Origin of the sequence: Halorussus limi (assembly GCF_023238205.1) — an archaeon.
In the GTDB taxonomy this organism is placed as follows: Archaea; Halobacteriota; Halobacteria; order Halobacteriales; family Haladaptataceae; genus Halorussus; species Halorussus limi.
Map to the genome: position 1 here is coordinate 3487686 of NZ_CP096659.1, position 15401 is coordinate 3503086.

Sequence of the window (15401 nt, forward strand, 5' to 3'; positions counted from 1 at the left end):
CTGGTCGAAGGAATCGCGCCGAGAAAAAACGTTGTGTTACGCGGTCGAAACCGAGAGGAAGGTCAGTTTGCGAGCGATGCGGCTTAGACCGTGACAGCGCTCTCCTGGGAGAGCGACTGTGGCACGTTGGCGCGGTACTGAGTCACTGCGCCGTACTGGGTGGTGAGCTTGAGTTTGACCTCTTCGCCTTCACCGAGCGGACTCGAAATCTCAGTTGCATTCATCGTGATCTTGAACCGGTCGTCCTGCGTGTTGAGGACGGGTTCAGATCCGTCGGGATCCTTGATGGCACTGACGTTGAACTCAGTGCCGTTGAGGTCCTTCGGTTTGGCGGTGTTGTGGACGAGCGTCCTTGCTTCCTCCGGCCCGATCCACTCGATCGTGGCCGAAGAGAGGTTGATGTCGTCCGACCCCGACCCGCGCATCACCGTCAGGTTGATCTGTTCGACTTCCTCGTTGGCGACGTCACCGAACGCGCTGACGACCTGCACGCGGTTCGAGACCTGTGCGCTGGACTCCTGACCGGTCTGTTCGGACTTGGTCTGGAGGAATCCGGCGGTGTTGATGAGCACGCCCGCTGCGATCGCTGCGACGAGCACCATCGCGATGAACACGATGAGCGTACCGATACCGACTTGACCTCTATCAGTTAGCCGTTCTTTGAGTTTCTCTTTCATTTTTCACGTCCTGTCCGAACGTCAATGTGACATTGACTACGGACTCTACCCGGAACGAAACGAAGCTGCATAATAAATGTACGGCCTCGATTATCAGACCTGATATTGAGTAGGTGGACAGTAACGGAATCAGATACGTCCCGAGGTTGGCCGATAACCTATCTAAATAGTTTGAATCCTTTCGATCGAACTATTCGTTTGCAGTTATACTATAGATGACGAACAGGTATCCGATCGTCGTGATGAGGTAGTTGACAGTCAACAGCATGCGGGTCTGTCCGAAATGGGTCACGAAGGCGCTCACGGTCGTGGCTATCGCGGCAGCGACGATGAGCGTGAACCCCACTGAGAGGTGGAACATCGCCTGTCGGGACGTCCGGTGGTAGGCCCGGACCGCGAGTCCGACCATCGAGAGACCAGCAGTTGCTAAGGTGGCGCTGAACACGACGTACAGCAGTTCTATCGTTTGCATGGTTTTCCTGTGCTGAGAGGCCGCCCGCCCGCGAACGGTGGTCGACCTGACGGCGAACGCAGACGGCGGTCCCCGGGGTATGCTCGGTTCATTCTGCTTTCAGGTCGCGCCACACGTCGGCCAGCGAGTTGTCCACGTCCGGGCGGTCGTCGACGGACACGTCGACGTTCTCGTCCTCGAACGAGAATTCGAGCGCGTCCACGTTACGTCGGTAGACCTTCGTGCGACGCCCTTCGTCGGAAAACTCTCTGCCCGATAGTTCGAGCAGGTCGGCCTCGGTGAGTTCCTCGATTCGGCGATAACTGGTCGCTATCGGAATTTCGAGTTCGTCACTCAGTTCCTGAGCCGACATCGGCTCGTTCGTGGCGCGGAGTATCTCGGCGTTGTACTTGTTGCCGAGTACCCGGAGCAGTTCCACGGCCTCCATCAATTATCGCGTTTGAAAACACGGGTTAAAAAGGTACCGTAGCCGACCCATCACGCGAAACGAACTGGTCGGCGTCGGAACAGTAAAGTGCCCCCCGCGGGACCCACCGACTATGCCAGAGACAGTCGGCGACGTTCAGGTCCTCGAATTTCGGCTCGAGGACCGGAAGTACTGCATCGACATCGCTCACGTGGACGAAATCGTGGACAAGGACGAACTGACACCGCTCCCGAACTCCGAGCCTCGTGTCGAGGGAGTGATGGACCTCCGGGGCATCACGACCACGATAATCAACCCCAAGCAGGTGCTAGACCTCGACGAGACCGAGACCGGCGAGCGCGTGGTCGTCCTCGAAACCGAGGACGACGAGGAGCGCAGCGTCGGATGGCTCATCGACGCCGTGAATCAGGTCGTCGGCATCGACACCGACGAGGTAGACGAGAGTGTCGAGAGCGAATCGGTCCGTGGTATCGTCCGGCAGGACGACGGCTTCGTGGTCTGGGTCAAGCCCGAAGAGATCAACAACTGACCGCGCTCCGCCGTCACTACTGGTCGCGCGTGACGGTCTCGCCCGGCGGGACCCCGGCGCCCGTCGAGAGTTTGGTACCCGCATTGAGCGCGACGTCGATACCGGTCTTCACGTCGTCGCCGACGACGACGCCGAACTTCCGGCGGCCGGTGGAGACGCGCTCGCCCTTGACAGTGAGCTTCACCGCCTCGTCGTCGTGGCGGAGATTGGCGACGTTCGTCCCCGCGCCGAAGTTGACGTTCCGGCCGAGGACGCTGTCACCGACGTAGCTCAGGTGGCCGACGGTCGCGCCCGACATGAGAACGCTGTTTTTGATTTCGACGGCGTGGCCGACGTGGGCGTCCTCACCGAGGAGAGTCGCGCCGCGAACGTAGGCGTTGGGACCGACGCTCGCACCCGCCCGGACGAGTGCGGGACCTTCTATCACGACGCCCGCGTCGATGGTCGCGCCTTCTTCGACCACGACGGGGCCGCGGAGGTCGGCGTCGTCGTGGACCTCGCCCCGAACGTCGCGTTCGAGTTCGGCGAGCTTCCACTCGTTGGCTTCCAGCAGTTCCCACGGTCGACCCACGTCCAGCCACCGGTCGATTTCGACCGCCGTGACCTCGCACTCGTCGATGGTCCGCGCCAGCACGTCGGTAATCTCTCGCTCGCCGCGTTCGCTTGCTGGCACGTCCAGCCACTCGCGGGCCTCGGCGGGGAAGACGTACGCACCGGCGTTGGCGAGGTCGGTCGGCGGGTCGGCCGGCTTCTCCACGATGTCGGTGACCGCGTCGCCCGCCGTCGAGAGCACCCCGTAGTTCGAGGGGTCGTCGACGCGGTGCGCGCCGACGCTCGGTCCCGACTCGAACAGCGCCTCGATACCGTCGGGGTCGTAGAGATTGTCGCCGTTCAGCACCGCGAACGCGCCGTCGAGATGCTCGCGGGCCGCCCGCACCGCGTCGGCGGTCCCTGCCTGCTCGCGCTGGACCGCGTACTTCACCGGGATGCCGGCGTACTCCTCGCCGAAGTAGTCTCGGACCGCGTCGGCTTCGTAGCCGACGACGAAGAGCAGTTCGTCCGCGCCCGCGCGGACCGCGGCGTCCGCGGCGTGGGCGGCGAGCGGTCGGTCGGCGACCGGGAGCATCGGTTTCGGGAGCGACGCCGACAGCGGCCGAATTCGGGTGCCCTCGCCGGCGGCGAGGACGACTGCCTGAATCCTCTCGGCTGTCATTGGAGGAACGACTCCGGGCGAAGCCTTTGTTACCACCTGCTTGCGGCGGCGTAAGTGTGAGGTACGGGACCGATTTCGCGGCCTGCACCCGATTCACGCACCCCCAAAGCGTCCCGCGAACCGAGGTATGCGTCGGAAACGGTTGCGGCCGTTTCGAGATAAGTTCGGCCTACGGACGCCGTATTTCCCCCTACTCGGCGGTCAGCGAGCGTATAACAAAGGGGACCGGCCCCAATCTGTCGAACATCACCCGCTTCCCGTACGTCGGGGCGGTTAGGACGGTACAATGCTCGATGGAGTAGCCCGGACGAACGATAGGCGCGGATTATGCGACGGTCAGCGCGCCGTCCCGAACGAATATCGCACTACGACGCTCTAATCATGATAAACACTAGCACGAAAATGGCGACCGAGACGACGGGGGTGTACTGCTGATGTGCGGAATCATCGCACGAATCGGCGGTGACGACGACAGGGCGGTCGACGAACTACTCACTGGGCTCGAAAACTTAGAGTACCGCGGGTACGACTCGGCCGGACTCGCGATCAAGAACGGCGGTGGGCCCGAAGTGTTCAAGCGGCAGGGCGAGATTTCGCACCTGAAAGACGCGCTCGCCGACGAGGTGCCCGACGGCGGCCTCGGCATCGGCCACACGCGCTGGAGCACCCACGGCCCGCCGAGCGACGCCAACGCTCACCCCCACACCGACTGCACCGGCGAGGTTGCCGTGGTCCACAACGGCATCATCGAGAACTACGACGAACTCAAAGCCGACCTACAGTCTCGGGGCCACGACTTCGAGAGCGACACCGACACCGAGGTCATTCCCCACCTCGTGGAGGAGCAGTTGGCCGAGGGTGTCGACCCCGAGACCGCGTTCCGCGAGACCATCGAGAAGCTCTCGGGAAGCTACGCGGTGGCGATGATAACCAAGCACGACCACGCGGTGTACGCCACCCGGCGGGGGTCGCCGCTGGTGCTGGGCGTGGACGACGGCGAGTACTTCCTCGCCAGCGACGTGCCCGCGTTCCTCGATTTCACCGACGACGTCATCTACCTGGACGACGGCGACGTGGTCGTGGCGAAACCCGACGGCCACCGCATCTCGACCACCGCGGGCGAGACGGTCGAGCGGTCGGTCCAGACGGTCGAGTGGGACCCCGAAGACGCGGGCAAGGGCGGCTACGACCACTACATGCTCAAGGAGATTCACGAGCAACCCGCCGCGCTCCGCCAGACGCTCCGCGGCCGGGCCGACCCCGCGACGGGCGACATCCACCTCGAAGACTTCCCGGCGGGGGCCTTCGAGGACGTGGACCGGGTCCAGTTCGTGGCCTGCGGGACTTCCTATCACGCCGGACTCGTTGGGGCACAGTTCCTCTCCGACGGCGGCGTGCCGGCCCAAGCGTTCCTCGCCAGCGAGTACGCCACCGCCCAACCGCCGGTGGACGAGGAGACGCTAGTCATCGGCGTGACCCAGAGCGGCGAGACCGCAGACACCCTCTCGGCGCTCCGGCGGGCCAACGCCTCGGGCGCGAGGACGCTCGCAGTGACGAACGTCGTGGGTTCGACCGCGGCCCGCGAGTGCGACGACGCGCTGTTCATCCGGGCCGGCCCCGAAATCGGGGTCGCGGCGACCAAGACGTTCTCCTCGCAGGTCGTCTCGCTGGCTCTGCTCGGCGAACGCATCGTCCGGGACGTGACCGGCGGCCGGACCGACGACGCCCGCGAGCGCCTTCAAGCCCTCTCGGACCTACCGGGCCACGTCCAGCAGATTCTCGACTACACGAGCGCCCGCCGGGTCGCCGAGAACTATCGGGACAGCGAGGCGTACTTCTTCATCGGCCGCGGCGCGGTCCGACCGGTCGCGCTGGAAGGGGCGCTCAAGTTCAAGGAGATATCCTACGAGCACGCCGAGGGGTTCGCCGCGGGCGAACTCAAGCATGGCCCGCTCGCGCTCGTCACGCCCGAGACACCGGTGTTCGCGGTGTTCACCGGACGCAACGACGAGAAGACCCTCGGCAACGTCAAGGAGGCGGAGGCGCGGGGCGCGCCCGTGGTCGCGGTGGCGAGCGACGGGCAGGAGTCAGTCCACCAGTACGCCGACGAGGTGCTGACGATTCCCGACACCCACCCCGACGTTGCGGGCGTGCTGGCCAACGTCCAGTTACAACTGCTCTCGTACCACGCGGCCGACCTGCTCGACCGGGCCATCGACAAGCCCAGAAACCTCGCGAAGAGCGTGACCGTCGAGTAGAAACCGGCGATTACCGTGGAGAACGCTCCTGAACAGTCGGCCCGATTTACTCGCCGACCGCCCGAAAGCAGCGATACGATGGGTTCTGTCGTACTCTCCCTCGACGCCGAACTCGCGTGGGGGTTCCACGACCGCGAGACGATGCCAGAAGACCGGGTCGCCACGGCGCGCGAGTCGTGGCTCCGCCTGCTCGAGACGTTCGACGACAACGAAATTCCGGCGACGTGGGCGGTCGTGGGCCACCTGTTCCTCGACTCCTGCGACGGCGAACACGAAGCGCACCCGACGTCGGCGGAGTGGTTCGACCGCGACCCCGGCACGTGGGAGGGTCGCGACCAACAGTGGTACGGGTCGAAGCTAATCGACGCCATCGAGAACGCCGACGTCGACCACGAAATCGGCTCCCACACTTACTCGCACGTCGAGATGGGCCACACCACCCGGGAGATTGCCTCGGCCGAGATGCGCGAGTGCGTCGAACTCGCCGAGGACCGTGGTCTGTCGGTCGATTCGGTGGTCTTTCCGCGCAACTACGTCGGCCACCGCGACGTGCTGGCGGCCTACGGCGTCAAGAGCTACCGCGGCACCCAACCCCGTCAGTGGTACGACCGCGGCCCGCTCGGGTCGCTTACCAAGTTCCTCGGGTGGCCCACGGGCACCGTCTCGCCGACGCTGGTCACGCCCGAGGAAGACGAGTACGGACTGGTCAACATCCCGGCCTCGCTGTATCTGTTCTGCTTCGAGGGGCGCAGTCGGTCGGCCGTCGAGCGCGTGGCCGACGACCCCATCGTCAGCATGGCGAAGCGCGGCATCGACCGAGCGAGCGCCGAGAACGGCGTGTTTCACATGTGGCTCCACCCGAACAACCTGACCGAGGAGCGGGACTTCGAGCGACTCGAAGCCATCCTCTCGTACCTCGCGCAGGTCAGGGACACGACCCCGCTGTCGGTCGAGACGATGGGGTCCATCGCGGCAGACATCAAGGACGACGAACCGCTCCCGCGCGAACCCATCGGCCCGCGCTAAGCTTCGTTTCGCCGGTTCTACCGGCCAATACTGTTGGTTTCCCGACCTCAATCTACGCCGTACTGCGACGCGTGGAGCGGCGAGCGGACCGACCGCTCACCGTCGCGTTCCTCGCGAGAAGCGGAAGGGGCGGGAGTCGAACTCGGTGACACGGTCCGGGATGCTCGCTTCGCTGCGCTTCCGGGCCTGCGACTCACCTGCTCGACACCCTTTCTGGGCTCGCTTTCTGTTGCTGAAGACACTCGGCGCTACGCGCCTCGCAGTGTAGCAACAGAAAGCGGAAGGGGCGGGAGTCGAACCACGCGAAGCCTGTAAGGCTGCCACCGGGGAGTCCGGTGGCACTCTACCACTGAGCTACCCTTCCACGTCCGACCGATAGGTTCGGGACTGACTTCGTTACGGGCCGCCTGCCCGTCGCGTTCGGAGTGTCGGTTCCGAATCCAAATCAACGTTCCGACGGCGACTCGTCGCAGACCGAGACGCGGGAGAACTCGAAGCGCGCGCCCGTCTCGCCGCCGGTTCCCTCGCCGGAACCGCAGTTCACGACTTCGACGTTCCAGCCGTGGGCGTTGGCGATGGACGAGACGATGGCGAGACCGAAACCAGTTCCCTCCTCGTCGGTCGTGAACCCGTGGTCGAAGATTCGCTCGCGCTCGCTCTCCGGGATGCCCGGCCCGTCGTCGGCGACGTAGAAGCCGCTGCGGTCGTCCAGTACGCCCACCTCCACGACCGGCCCGGAGTCGCCGTGTTCGACGGCGTCCTCGTGAGCTTGCGAACGAGGGCTGGTCGAACCGTGTTCGACGGCGTTGCGGAACAGGTTCTCGAGCAGTTCCCGGAACCGGGCCTCGTCGGCCTCGACCACCGCATCGCCGTCGAGCAGCAGCGACGCCTCCTCGGTGTCGACGGTTTCCCACGCCGCCTCGGCGGCCGCGGCGAGGTCGACCGGTTCGGGGTCGTCGACGACCTGTCCCTGCCGGGCGAGCGTGAGCAGGTCCTCGACCAGTCCGTCCATGCGGTCGAGCGACCGGTCGATGGGCGCGAGGTGGTCGCTCTCGACTTCGTCGGCCAACAGGTCGAACCGGCCGAGCGCGACGTTGAGCGGGTTGCGGAGGTCGTGGCTCACGACGCTGGCGAACTCCTCCAGTCGCTCGTTCTGGCGGGCGAGCTGGCGCTCGCGCTCCTTCTGCTCGCTGATGTCCACGTAGATGGCGAACGCCTCGCTCTCGTCGCCGTTGCCCGCCGGTGCGGTGTGGAGCAGGAAGTCGTGGTCGCCGTCGCGGGTCTCACGGTGGACCTCGGCGCCCTCGATTCGCTGGCCGTGGCTCACTCGCTCGTTGAGCGCCTCGGCCTCCTCGCGCCGGTCGTCGGACAGGATGTAGTCCTCCACGGGGTCGCCGACGATGTCGGCCTCGTTCCAGCCGAACACGTCCTCGAACGCCGGGTTCACCGACTTGCAGATGGCGTCGGTGCCGTCGATTTCGTAGCGCACGACCGGGTTGGGAACGTTTTCGAAGAGCGCGGCGAACCGGTCGCGCTCGGTTCGGAGTTCGGTCTCGGTCCGGACGCGGGCCAGCGCCTCGGAGATGTGGGCCGCGAGGAGTTCCGCGAGTTCGCGGTCGCCGTGGTCGAAGCCGCCGGCGTCCTTCGAGACCGCTTGAAACACCGCGAACTCGTCTAGCGGAACCGTCAGCGCCGACCGGTACTCGCTCTCGGCGGGCACTACGTTCGTCGCGTGGAGGTCCCGGACCAGCGAGGTCTCGCCCTCGCGGTAGACCCGGGCCGCGAGGTTGTTCTCGGTGTCCACCGGGGTGCGCTCGTAGTAGCCGTCGGTCGAGACGACCTTCGAGACGGCCCTCGTGACCAGTTCGTCGCCCTCTAACGCGTCCACCGTGCAGAGGTCGAACGCCAGAATCTCCTCGGCGGCCTCGATGGCGAGGTCGTAGATGTCCTGTTCGGTCGTACACGCGACCGCCCGAGCGGCCACGTCGTGGAGCGCCTCTATCTTCTGTTTGGTCTCGCGGAGTTCCAACTGGGCGCGGCGCCGTTCGGTGACGTTCCGGAAGTACACAGACAGGCCGTCCTCGGCGGGGTAGACCCGGACCTCCAGCCAGTTTCCGGGCCGGAGCGTCGATTCGGCTTCGAGGGTGACGGGTTCCTGAACGTCGAACGCCTTCCGGTAGGCCGCCCGGAACTGCTCGCCGAGGTCCTGCGAGAACGCCTCGCGGATGTCCTCGCCGAGCAGGTCGTCGGCGTCCCGGTCGAAGAAGTCGGCCGCGCGCTCGTTGACGTGCGTGAACCGCCACTCGTCGTCAAGCGCGAAGAAGGCGTCCGTGATGCGGTCGAAGATGCGTCGAATCTGCTCGTCGGCCTCCTCGGCCTCTCGCTCGGCGCGATACTGGGCGACGGCGTTCTCGACGCGGTTGGCGAGCACGGCGTACTGGTCGGACCCCGTCCCCTTCTGGAGGTAGTCGGTGACGCCCGCCGAGATGGCCTCGGACGCGATTTCCTCGCTGCCCCGTCCCGTGAACAGGACGAACGGGAGCGACGGAGCGGTCTCGCGGACCGCGTCCAGAAATTCGAGGCCATCCATCTCGGGCATCTCGTAGTCGCTGACCACACAGTCGACGCTGCCGTCGGTTACGTGGTCCAGGGCCGCGTCCGAACGGGTCTCGACGACCGTCTCGATGCGGTCGCTCGCCCGCTCCAGATAGGTGGCGGTCAGGTCCGCGATGGCCGAATCGTCGTCCACCAGCAGGACGCGGATGGCGTGGCCCATTGTATGTTGTTGTTTACCAAAGATGTCTTTAAAAATCCATAGGAGGCTTACGGCTGTAGATAGTTTGGAATAAATTACGTGTCGGAATAGATGACAAACTTTCCTAGGTGTTCACCGATTCGATGCGGTCGCTGACGAGAAGTTTCCCCTGCGCGGTCAGCGACAGTCCCTTCTGGCCCTCGTCGATGAGTCCCTTCTCCCGGAGGTCGTTGAGCAGCATCGTGACCCGACTCGAATCGACGCCGAGGGTCCCGGCGAGGTCGCCGCTTCGCGCCCCGGAGTATATCGCGACCAGCGCCTCCATCTCGTCCTCGGAGGTCGTGACCTCCTCGACCTCCTTCGCGAGTTCCGAGTACTCGAGTCTGAGATAGCGTCCGAGCAGGTTGAGTTTCCGGTCGCTCTCGATGCCGAACTCCGAAGTGACCGACTGGCCCTCGTCGGCGTGGCGGACGACGAGGACCGCGCTGCCGTCGCGGGTGTCCTTCTGGAAGTGAGTGACGTTGGCGAGGTCGACCGTCACCGACTCCTCGCCGACGAACTCGACCGCGCCGGGTCGAATCTTGAGTTTCGACGGGCGGAACGACGAACCGGTCACGCGACCACCGACTCGCGCCGGGTGCTTGACCGTTGCCTTCGAACCGTTGAGTTCGGCCTTGAACAGCACGGTCTTGAACCGCGACACCTCCTCGGTCCCGGCCTCGACGACCGCGGTCCGGCGACGGTCGTTCTCTCGGTAGGCGATGGTGATGGTGTCCTGGAAGAACGATTCGAGTTCGCCGGGAACCTGCCCGACGTTGATGTCGAAGATGGCCGAGAGCGGGACCGTCGTCTTCGAGTCGCCGGACGCCAGCACCAGACGCTTCCGACTGAGGACGATTCGTCCTTTGACCGGGTCTGGCGAATCGAAGGTGTCGAGGCTGAAACGTGCGACGAAGTCGGCGATGACCTTTTCGGACATGGTAGACGAAACCGAGGACGCTCGCTGTCCGCGCGCCTCTTTGAAACCTAATTCTCAGTCGGGGTAAATATTTTTTCGGTCCCCGAGCGCCACTCCGCCGAAGCCACGAGACCTAACTGTCTCTCGCTCGTTCCGTGGTGTAGATGTCGACCGAAACGTCCGGTGAGGTGTTCGACCGGCGCACGACACTCAAAGTCATCGCCGGATTCGCCGTGGCCGGACTGCTCCTCTACTTCTTCGGCCGGGTAATCGGGTGGAACGAAATCCTCCGGACGTTCCGGAACGCCAACCCCGTCTGGATCGGTCTCGCGTGTCTCTCGACGGTGGTCTCGCTCGTCATCTGGGCGAAGTCGTGGGACATCATCCTCTGTACGGTGGGAATCGACGTTCCCTTCCCGAAAATTGTCACGACCTACTTCGCGGCGACCTTCGCCGACTACGCGACGCCGTTCGGCAAGGCGGGGGGCGGCCCCTTCATCGCCTACGTGCTGGCGGCCGACACCGAGGCCAACTACCAGGACAGTCTCGCGAGCGTCGTGACCGCCGACCTGCTCAACCTGCTTCCGTTCTTCACCTTCGCGGGACTGGGAACCCTCGCGCTCCTGATACAGGGAGAAGTGCCCAAACAGGCCGAACTGCTCGTGGCCGGACTCGGCGGAATGGCCGTCGTCCTCCCGCTGATCATCTACGGGTCGTATCGCCACCAGCAGTTCGTGGAGCGACTCCTGATGAAGGTGATAGGCCCCATCGCCAAGCGCGTCGAACGGATCAATGCCGACAACGTCCGGGACCGCATCGACGAGTTCTACGAGTTGGTCGACCGAATCGCCGCGAGTCGGGGGCAACTCGCCAAGACGCTCGTCTACGCCTACGTCGGTTGGCTCTTCTTCGCCGCGCCGCTCTACTTCGCGGGGCTGACCCTCGGCGTGAGCCACCAACTCACGCCGATACTGGTGCTGTTCGTCGTCCCGGCGAGTTCGCTCGCGGGCGTCGTCCCCACGCCGGGCGGCGTCGGGGGCGTCGAGTTCGCGCTGGTGGGGCTGATAGTCGCGCTGACCACCCTCCAGGCCGACGTGGCCGCGAGCGCCGCGCTGGTCTACCGAGTGGCGAGTTACTGGTTCGCGCTGGCGCTCGGCGGTATCGCGGCGTTCTTCGTCATCCACCGGACCTGACGCGAGTGAGACGCCCGCCGGACGCGCCCCGCCGCGAACTCCGAGGGAGTCCGTGAACGCCGACTCAGACGTTCAGGAACGACCCGACGACGATGCGGGTGAACACCGCGATGAGACTGGACGACCACATCAGGAACACGAAGTGCATGTAGGAGTTGACCTTGTGGCCGCCGTCGGCGATGCGAATCATCAGCGACGACAGCACGGCGTTGAGGAGGGTGATGATGACGAGCAGGTACTCGATGGTCGGGATGTCGTACACGTTGGTGTGGATGATGGTCGTGATGTCGAGTTGACTGCTGTTGAGACCGATGGACATCTGGGACAGCACTTGGACGATTTCGAGACCGATGAAGAACGCGAAGGTGGAGGCCGCGGTAATCCCGTAGAGGACGCCGATGAGCGTCACGGTGGACTGGGCGCGGCGCTCGCGCAACTGGAGCACCTCGTTCATGTTGGCCGAGATGAGTTCGCCGAGTTTCTTCGGGTCGCCGCCCATCTGTCGCCCGACGAGGAACATCTCGGAGAACTTCTGGATGAGGTACGACCGCGAGTCGGCGGTGAAGTGTCGCCACGCCATCGAGGGTTCGATGCGCATGTTGAGACGCTTGTAGAGGTCGCTGACGTTGTCGGTCAGCGCGCCGAAGTCCTTGCCACGGAGGCTCTGGAGGACCTTGGTGGTGGTACTCTGCTTCGCGGTCTCGGTCGCACCGAGCGCCCGGATGAAACTCGTGAACTCCTCGTCACGCTCCTTGATGCTCTCCTCTTCCCTCCGCGCGACGATGCCGGGGAGCAACAGCGGCGTAGTCGGAATCGCGGCGTAGATGGGGAGCGGAATCGCGTCGGGGTCGATGCCGGTCCGCCCCAGTAAAATGAGCAGGCAGGCGCCGATGAGCGCGAGGGTCAGTGCGAATCCGACCGCGACCGCAATGCGGATGCGCCACTCCGAGTCGGTGGTGTGTTCCTCCGGGTGGTACCACACCGGGTCGTAGGGCGCGGTGTTGCGAATCATCACGAGGAACCCGGTCTGGACGAACGCGAACATGACGACGACCGCGCTGACCGTCATCGTGGGGTTGGTCCCGGTCAGAATCGGCAGGACCGTGGCGAACACCAGCGCGAACGTCACGGACAGCACCATCGAGAGATAGAGGTCCTTCATCACTTCGAGGTTCTGGAGCGACCCCTCGTAGATGGTGACGTAGTTCTGGATGACCACGTCCTGCTCGCTCAGCAGGAAGTCCTGAATCTCCTGCCCCGCGTTGATGGTGTAGGCGAGTCGGTCGAGGAAGTCGGCGAACGGCTTGCTCGGCGACTTGTTCGCTCGGATGCGCAGGGCGTCGTCGAGGCTCTGGTTCCACGTGTCCACGAGTTGCGTGATGCGGCGCATCTCCTCGGCCAGCGCGCCGTACTCCTCCTCCTCGCCGAGCGTCCGGAACACCTCGACACGGTCGATGTTCGCGGTCGAGAGGATGGTCATGTGGGTGATGAACAGGTGGAGGCGGTCCTCTATCTCCTTGCGCTTCTGGTCGCGCAGAATCTTCGGGTAGATGATTGCGACGACGATAGCCAGCAGGCCGAGCAGCGGAATCGGCGCGCTGATGAGCAGCGGGAAATCGGTGACGGCGTAGACCACCACGGTCAGCAGGAAGAACACGGCCGAGGGAGCCACGACCAGCGTGAGGTATCTGGAGACGGGCGTCTCCATGTGCTGGTAGGACTCGATAGTCGAGGACATGAACCCCGAGATGAGGTCCTTCACGTCCTTGGGGGCGTCCTCGGATTGTTCGTTAGTCGCCATGGTGGAAGCCGTCGGTGTTCGCGGGGTTTACGTTCCACCTTCAATTCTCTTTCCCTCGGAGTATTTCTACTGATACTCGGCGAGGTCTGATCGGTCGATGGAATCGCCCGAAAGAATCGAGAATGTCACTCGTTCTCGGGAGTCGTCTCAGGAAACGAAAGCACCGTCGTCGAACTCCCCGTCCGATTGGACGCCACTCACGGAGCGGTCAGCGTTCCGCCGTCCACTCGTCCCGTGGTTCGCCGCGGGAACCCTCGCTGAACGGGAAGGAGTGCGCTCCCAAAAACGTCCGCCTCAGTCGATGGACCGGTGGATGTCGAAGGGCAGTTCGTCCACCCCGCCGCGCTGGAACGCCTCGATGGTCTCGTTGACCTCGTGGTAGCCCAGAATGTTCTCCTCTATCATGCGCTCCATGAGTTCGGCCCGGAAGTCCAACTCCTTGTAGATGTCGCGGGTGTTCTCGTACCCGAGCAGGGTCGCGATCTGCTCTTCGAGGACGAAGGAGTTGTTCATCCCCTGGAAGACGATTTCGTCCTCGACGGGGTCCCAGTAGAACGACTGGCGGGTCACGACGCCGCCCATCTCCTTCGAGTAGCCCTCGATTTCCTGCACCGAGGTCACGCGGCGCAGCACGTCGTCGCCCTGCTTGACCCGGTTCTGGAACAGCGCCACGTCGGCGTTGTCCATGAACGTCTCGGGGATGTTGATGGGGTCGCCGGTGAACCGCTGAATCATCGAGACGATGTCGCTGGCGTGGAACGTCAGCATCACGGGGTGGCCGGTCTGGGCCGCCTGGAACGCCATGCGACCCTCCTCGCCACGGACCTCACCCACGATGATGTAGTCGGGACGAGAACGGAGCGCGGCCGCGACGAGGTCGAACATGTCCACGTCGGTGCTGTCCTCGCCGCCGCCCTCGCGGGTGAGGAGCTGCTGCCACGTGTCGTGGGGCGGCAGCACCTCGGCGGTGTCCTCCGCGGTGTAAATCTTACTGTCGCGGGGGATGAACGACATGATGCAGTTCAGGGTCGTGGTCTTCCCGGACGCCGTCTCCCCGACCACGAACACGGTCTGCTCGTTCTCCAGACAGAGCCAGAGGTACGCCGCCAGTTTGGGCGACAGCGTTCCCCACTTGGTAATCTGGGCGACCGACAGCGGCGTCCCCTCGCCCTGACGGATAGTGAGGCTCGGCCCCTTCAGACTCACGTCGTCGGAGTAGATGATGTTGATACGCGACCCGTCCGGCAGGGTCGAGTCGACGATTGGGTCGGAGTCGCTCACGGGGTCCCCGATTCGCTCGCCCATGTTTCGCAGCCAGTTGTCGAACCGGTCGGGCGACCCGAAGTCCACGCTGGTCCCGAGCATGCCGAACGTGCCGTGGTCGACGTACGTCTCGTGGGGACCGATGACGTGGATGTCCTCGTTGGCCGGGTCGCGCATGATGGGTTCGAGCGGACCGAAGCCGACGATGTCCCGGTTGAGTCGGTACCGGATGTTCTCGTAGGTCTGTTCGGACACCTCGTAGGTCCCGATGTTGGTGAAGTCCTTGACGTACCGCACGATGTCGTCGGTCGAGAACGTCCGGACGTTGTGCTTGAAGTCGTTGTACGAGACGTCCTTTATCCAGTCGAGAATCTGCTGTGCCGAGACGTTCTGGAGGTTACCCCTACCGCCACCGCCGTTGTTGCCGTTGTTGACTAGCACCGTGTCGTCCAGCAGTTCCTCGATGCGGTCGTCGTACTCGCCCTCGTCCTGCGGCGCGGGCTTCTTGACGCTCTTTTCGAGAATCTCACCCCGGACCTTGCCGAACAGTTCCTGTTCGGTTCCCGATAGTTCCGGTTCGACCGCGTAGTACTCGGTGTCTTGGCCCACGTCGCCGTAGACGTGACAGTAGATGGGACCACCGACCGGGTAGATGACGTTGGGCTTGTCCGCCTCCCACTCGTCGTCCGGTTCGTCGATGAGTCTGGGGAACTCGCCGGTGAACTGCTTGAACCGCTTGAGATAGTCCCGCAGGTGGGGTCGCCGCATGGCGACCTCCCGAAGGTCGTCCTGAATCTGCGCGGTCCCGTGCTCTGTCATGGTAGGGGTC

At 64.3% G+C, this 15401-nt stretch carries 12 protein-coding genes and 1 tRNA gene; 4 read left to right on the forward strand and 9 right to left on the reverse strand.

All coding sequences use genetic code 11. The features are described 5' to 3' along the window. Nucleotides 1–83: 83 nt before the first annotated feature. The 3 genes from M0R89_RS17825 to M0R89_RS17835 all read right to left on the reverse strand — a co-directional run bounded on the left by M0R89_RS17825 (nt 84) and on the right by M0R89_RS17835 (nt 1576). Nucleotides 84–677, reverse strand: coding sequence for a flagellin (locus M0R89_RS17825; RefSeq protein WP_248650425.1), 594 nt, complete (start codon nt 675–677; stop codon nt 84–86). A 190-nt stretch (nt 678–867) separates the two neighbouring features. Further along, nucleotides 868–1149: a DUF7521 family protein gene (locus M0R89_RS17830; RefSeq protein ID WP_248650426.1), complete on the reverse strand. Its 282-nt coding sequence runs from the start codon at nt 1147–1149 to the stop codon at nt 868–870. An 88-nt stretch (nt 1150–1237) separates the two neighbouring features. Then, entirely contained in the window at nt 1238–1576 is a 339-nt protein-coding gene (locus tag M0R89_RS17835; RefSeq protein WP_248650427.1) for an ArsR/SmtB family transcription factor, read from the reverse strand. Nucleotides 1577–1688: 112 nt separating this feature from the next. On the opposite strand from M0R89_RS17835, the gene M0R89_RS17840 reads away from it, so the two are divergent. After that, nucleotides 1689–2105 carry a chemotaxis protein CheW gene (locus tag M0R89_RS17840; RefSeq protein ID WP_248650428.1) on the forward strand — a complete coding sequence of 139 codons (417 nt, stop codon included), beginning with the start codon at nt 1689–1691 and terminating at the stop codon, nt 2103–2105. A gap of 16 nt (nt 2106–2121) precedes the next feature. Here the strand turns inward: M0R89_RS17840 and glmU are convergent, their stop codons facing one another. Beyond that, complete coding sequence (gene glmU, locus M0R89_RS17845; RefSeq protein ID WP_248652296.1) at nt 2122–3303, reverse strand: bifunctional sugar-1-phosphate nucleotidylyltransferase/acetyltransferase; 1182 nt, start codon at nt 3301–3303, stop codon at nt 2122–2124. A gap of 449 nt (nt 3304–3752) precedes the next feature. On the opposite strand from glmU, the gene glmS reads away from it, so the two are divergent. Then, nucleotides 3753–5576, forward strand: a complete 1824-nt coding sequence (gene glmS / locus M0R89_RS17850; RefSeq protein ID WP_248650429.1) for a glutamine--fructose-6-phosphate transaminase (isomerizing) — start codon at nt 3753–3755, stop codon at nt 5574–5576. A gap of 78 nt (nt 5577–5654) precedes the next feature. Next, nucleotides 5655–6602 carry a polysaccharide deacetylase family protein gene (locus tag M0R89_RS17855; RefSeq protein ID WP_248650430.1) on the forward strand — a complete coding sequence of 316 codons (948 nt, stop codon included), beginning with the start codon at nt 5655–5657 and terminating at the stop codon, nt 6600–6602. A gap of 278 nt (nt 6603–6880) precedes the next feature. Here the strand turns inward: M0R89_RS17855 and M0R89_RS17860 are convergent. From M0R89_RS17860 to M0R89_RS17870, 3 genes are all read right to left on the reverse strand, one after another. Continuing rightward, nucleotides 6881–6966, reverse strand: a tRNA-OTHER gene (locus M0R89_RS17860). 81 nt (nt 6967–7047) lie between these two features. Further along, on the reverse strand, nt 7048–9378 hold the full coding sequence (locus M0R89_RS17865) for a PAS domain S-box protein (protein ID WP_248650431.1): 2331 nt from the start codon (nt 9376–9378) through the stop codon (nt 7048–7050). Nucleotides 9379–9481: 103 nt separating this feature from the next. After that, on the reverse strand, nt 9482–10336 hold the full coding sequence (locus M0R89_RS17870; protein ID WP_248650432.1) for a CheF family chemotaxis protein: 855 nt from the start codon (nt 10334–10336) through the stop codon (nt 9482–9484). A 143-nt stretch (nt 10337–10479) separates the two neighbouring features. On the opposite strand from M0R89_RS17870, the gene M0R89_RS17875 reads away from it, so the two are divergent. Then, entirely contained in the window at nt 10480–11508 is a 1029-nt protein-coding gene (locus M0R89_RS17875; protein WP_248650433.1) for a lysylphosphatidylglycerol synthase transmembrane domain-containing protein, read from the forward strand. Between the two features lie 64 nt (nt 11509–11572). Here the strand turns inward: M0R89_RS17875 and arlJ are convergent, their stop codons facing one another. Together arlJ and flaI are read right to left on the reverse strand one after the other, a co-directional pair. Next, the gene (gene arlJ / locus M0R89_RS17880; RefSeq protein WP_248650434.1) at nt 11573–13309 is read right to left on the reverse strand and encodes an archaellar assembly protein ArlJ/FlaJ; all 1737 of its coding nucleotides are present in this window, start codon (nt 13307–13309) and stop codon (nt 11573–11575) included. A gap of 294 nt (nt 13310–13603) precedes the next feature. Further along, nucleotides 13604–15391, reverse strand: a complete 1788-nt coding sequence (gene flaI / locus M0R89_RS17885) for an archaellum flagellar ATPase motor FlaI (protein WP_248650435.1) — start codon at nt 15389–15391, stop codon at nt 13604–13606. Between the last annotated feature and the right edge of the window lie 10 nt (nt 15392–15401).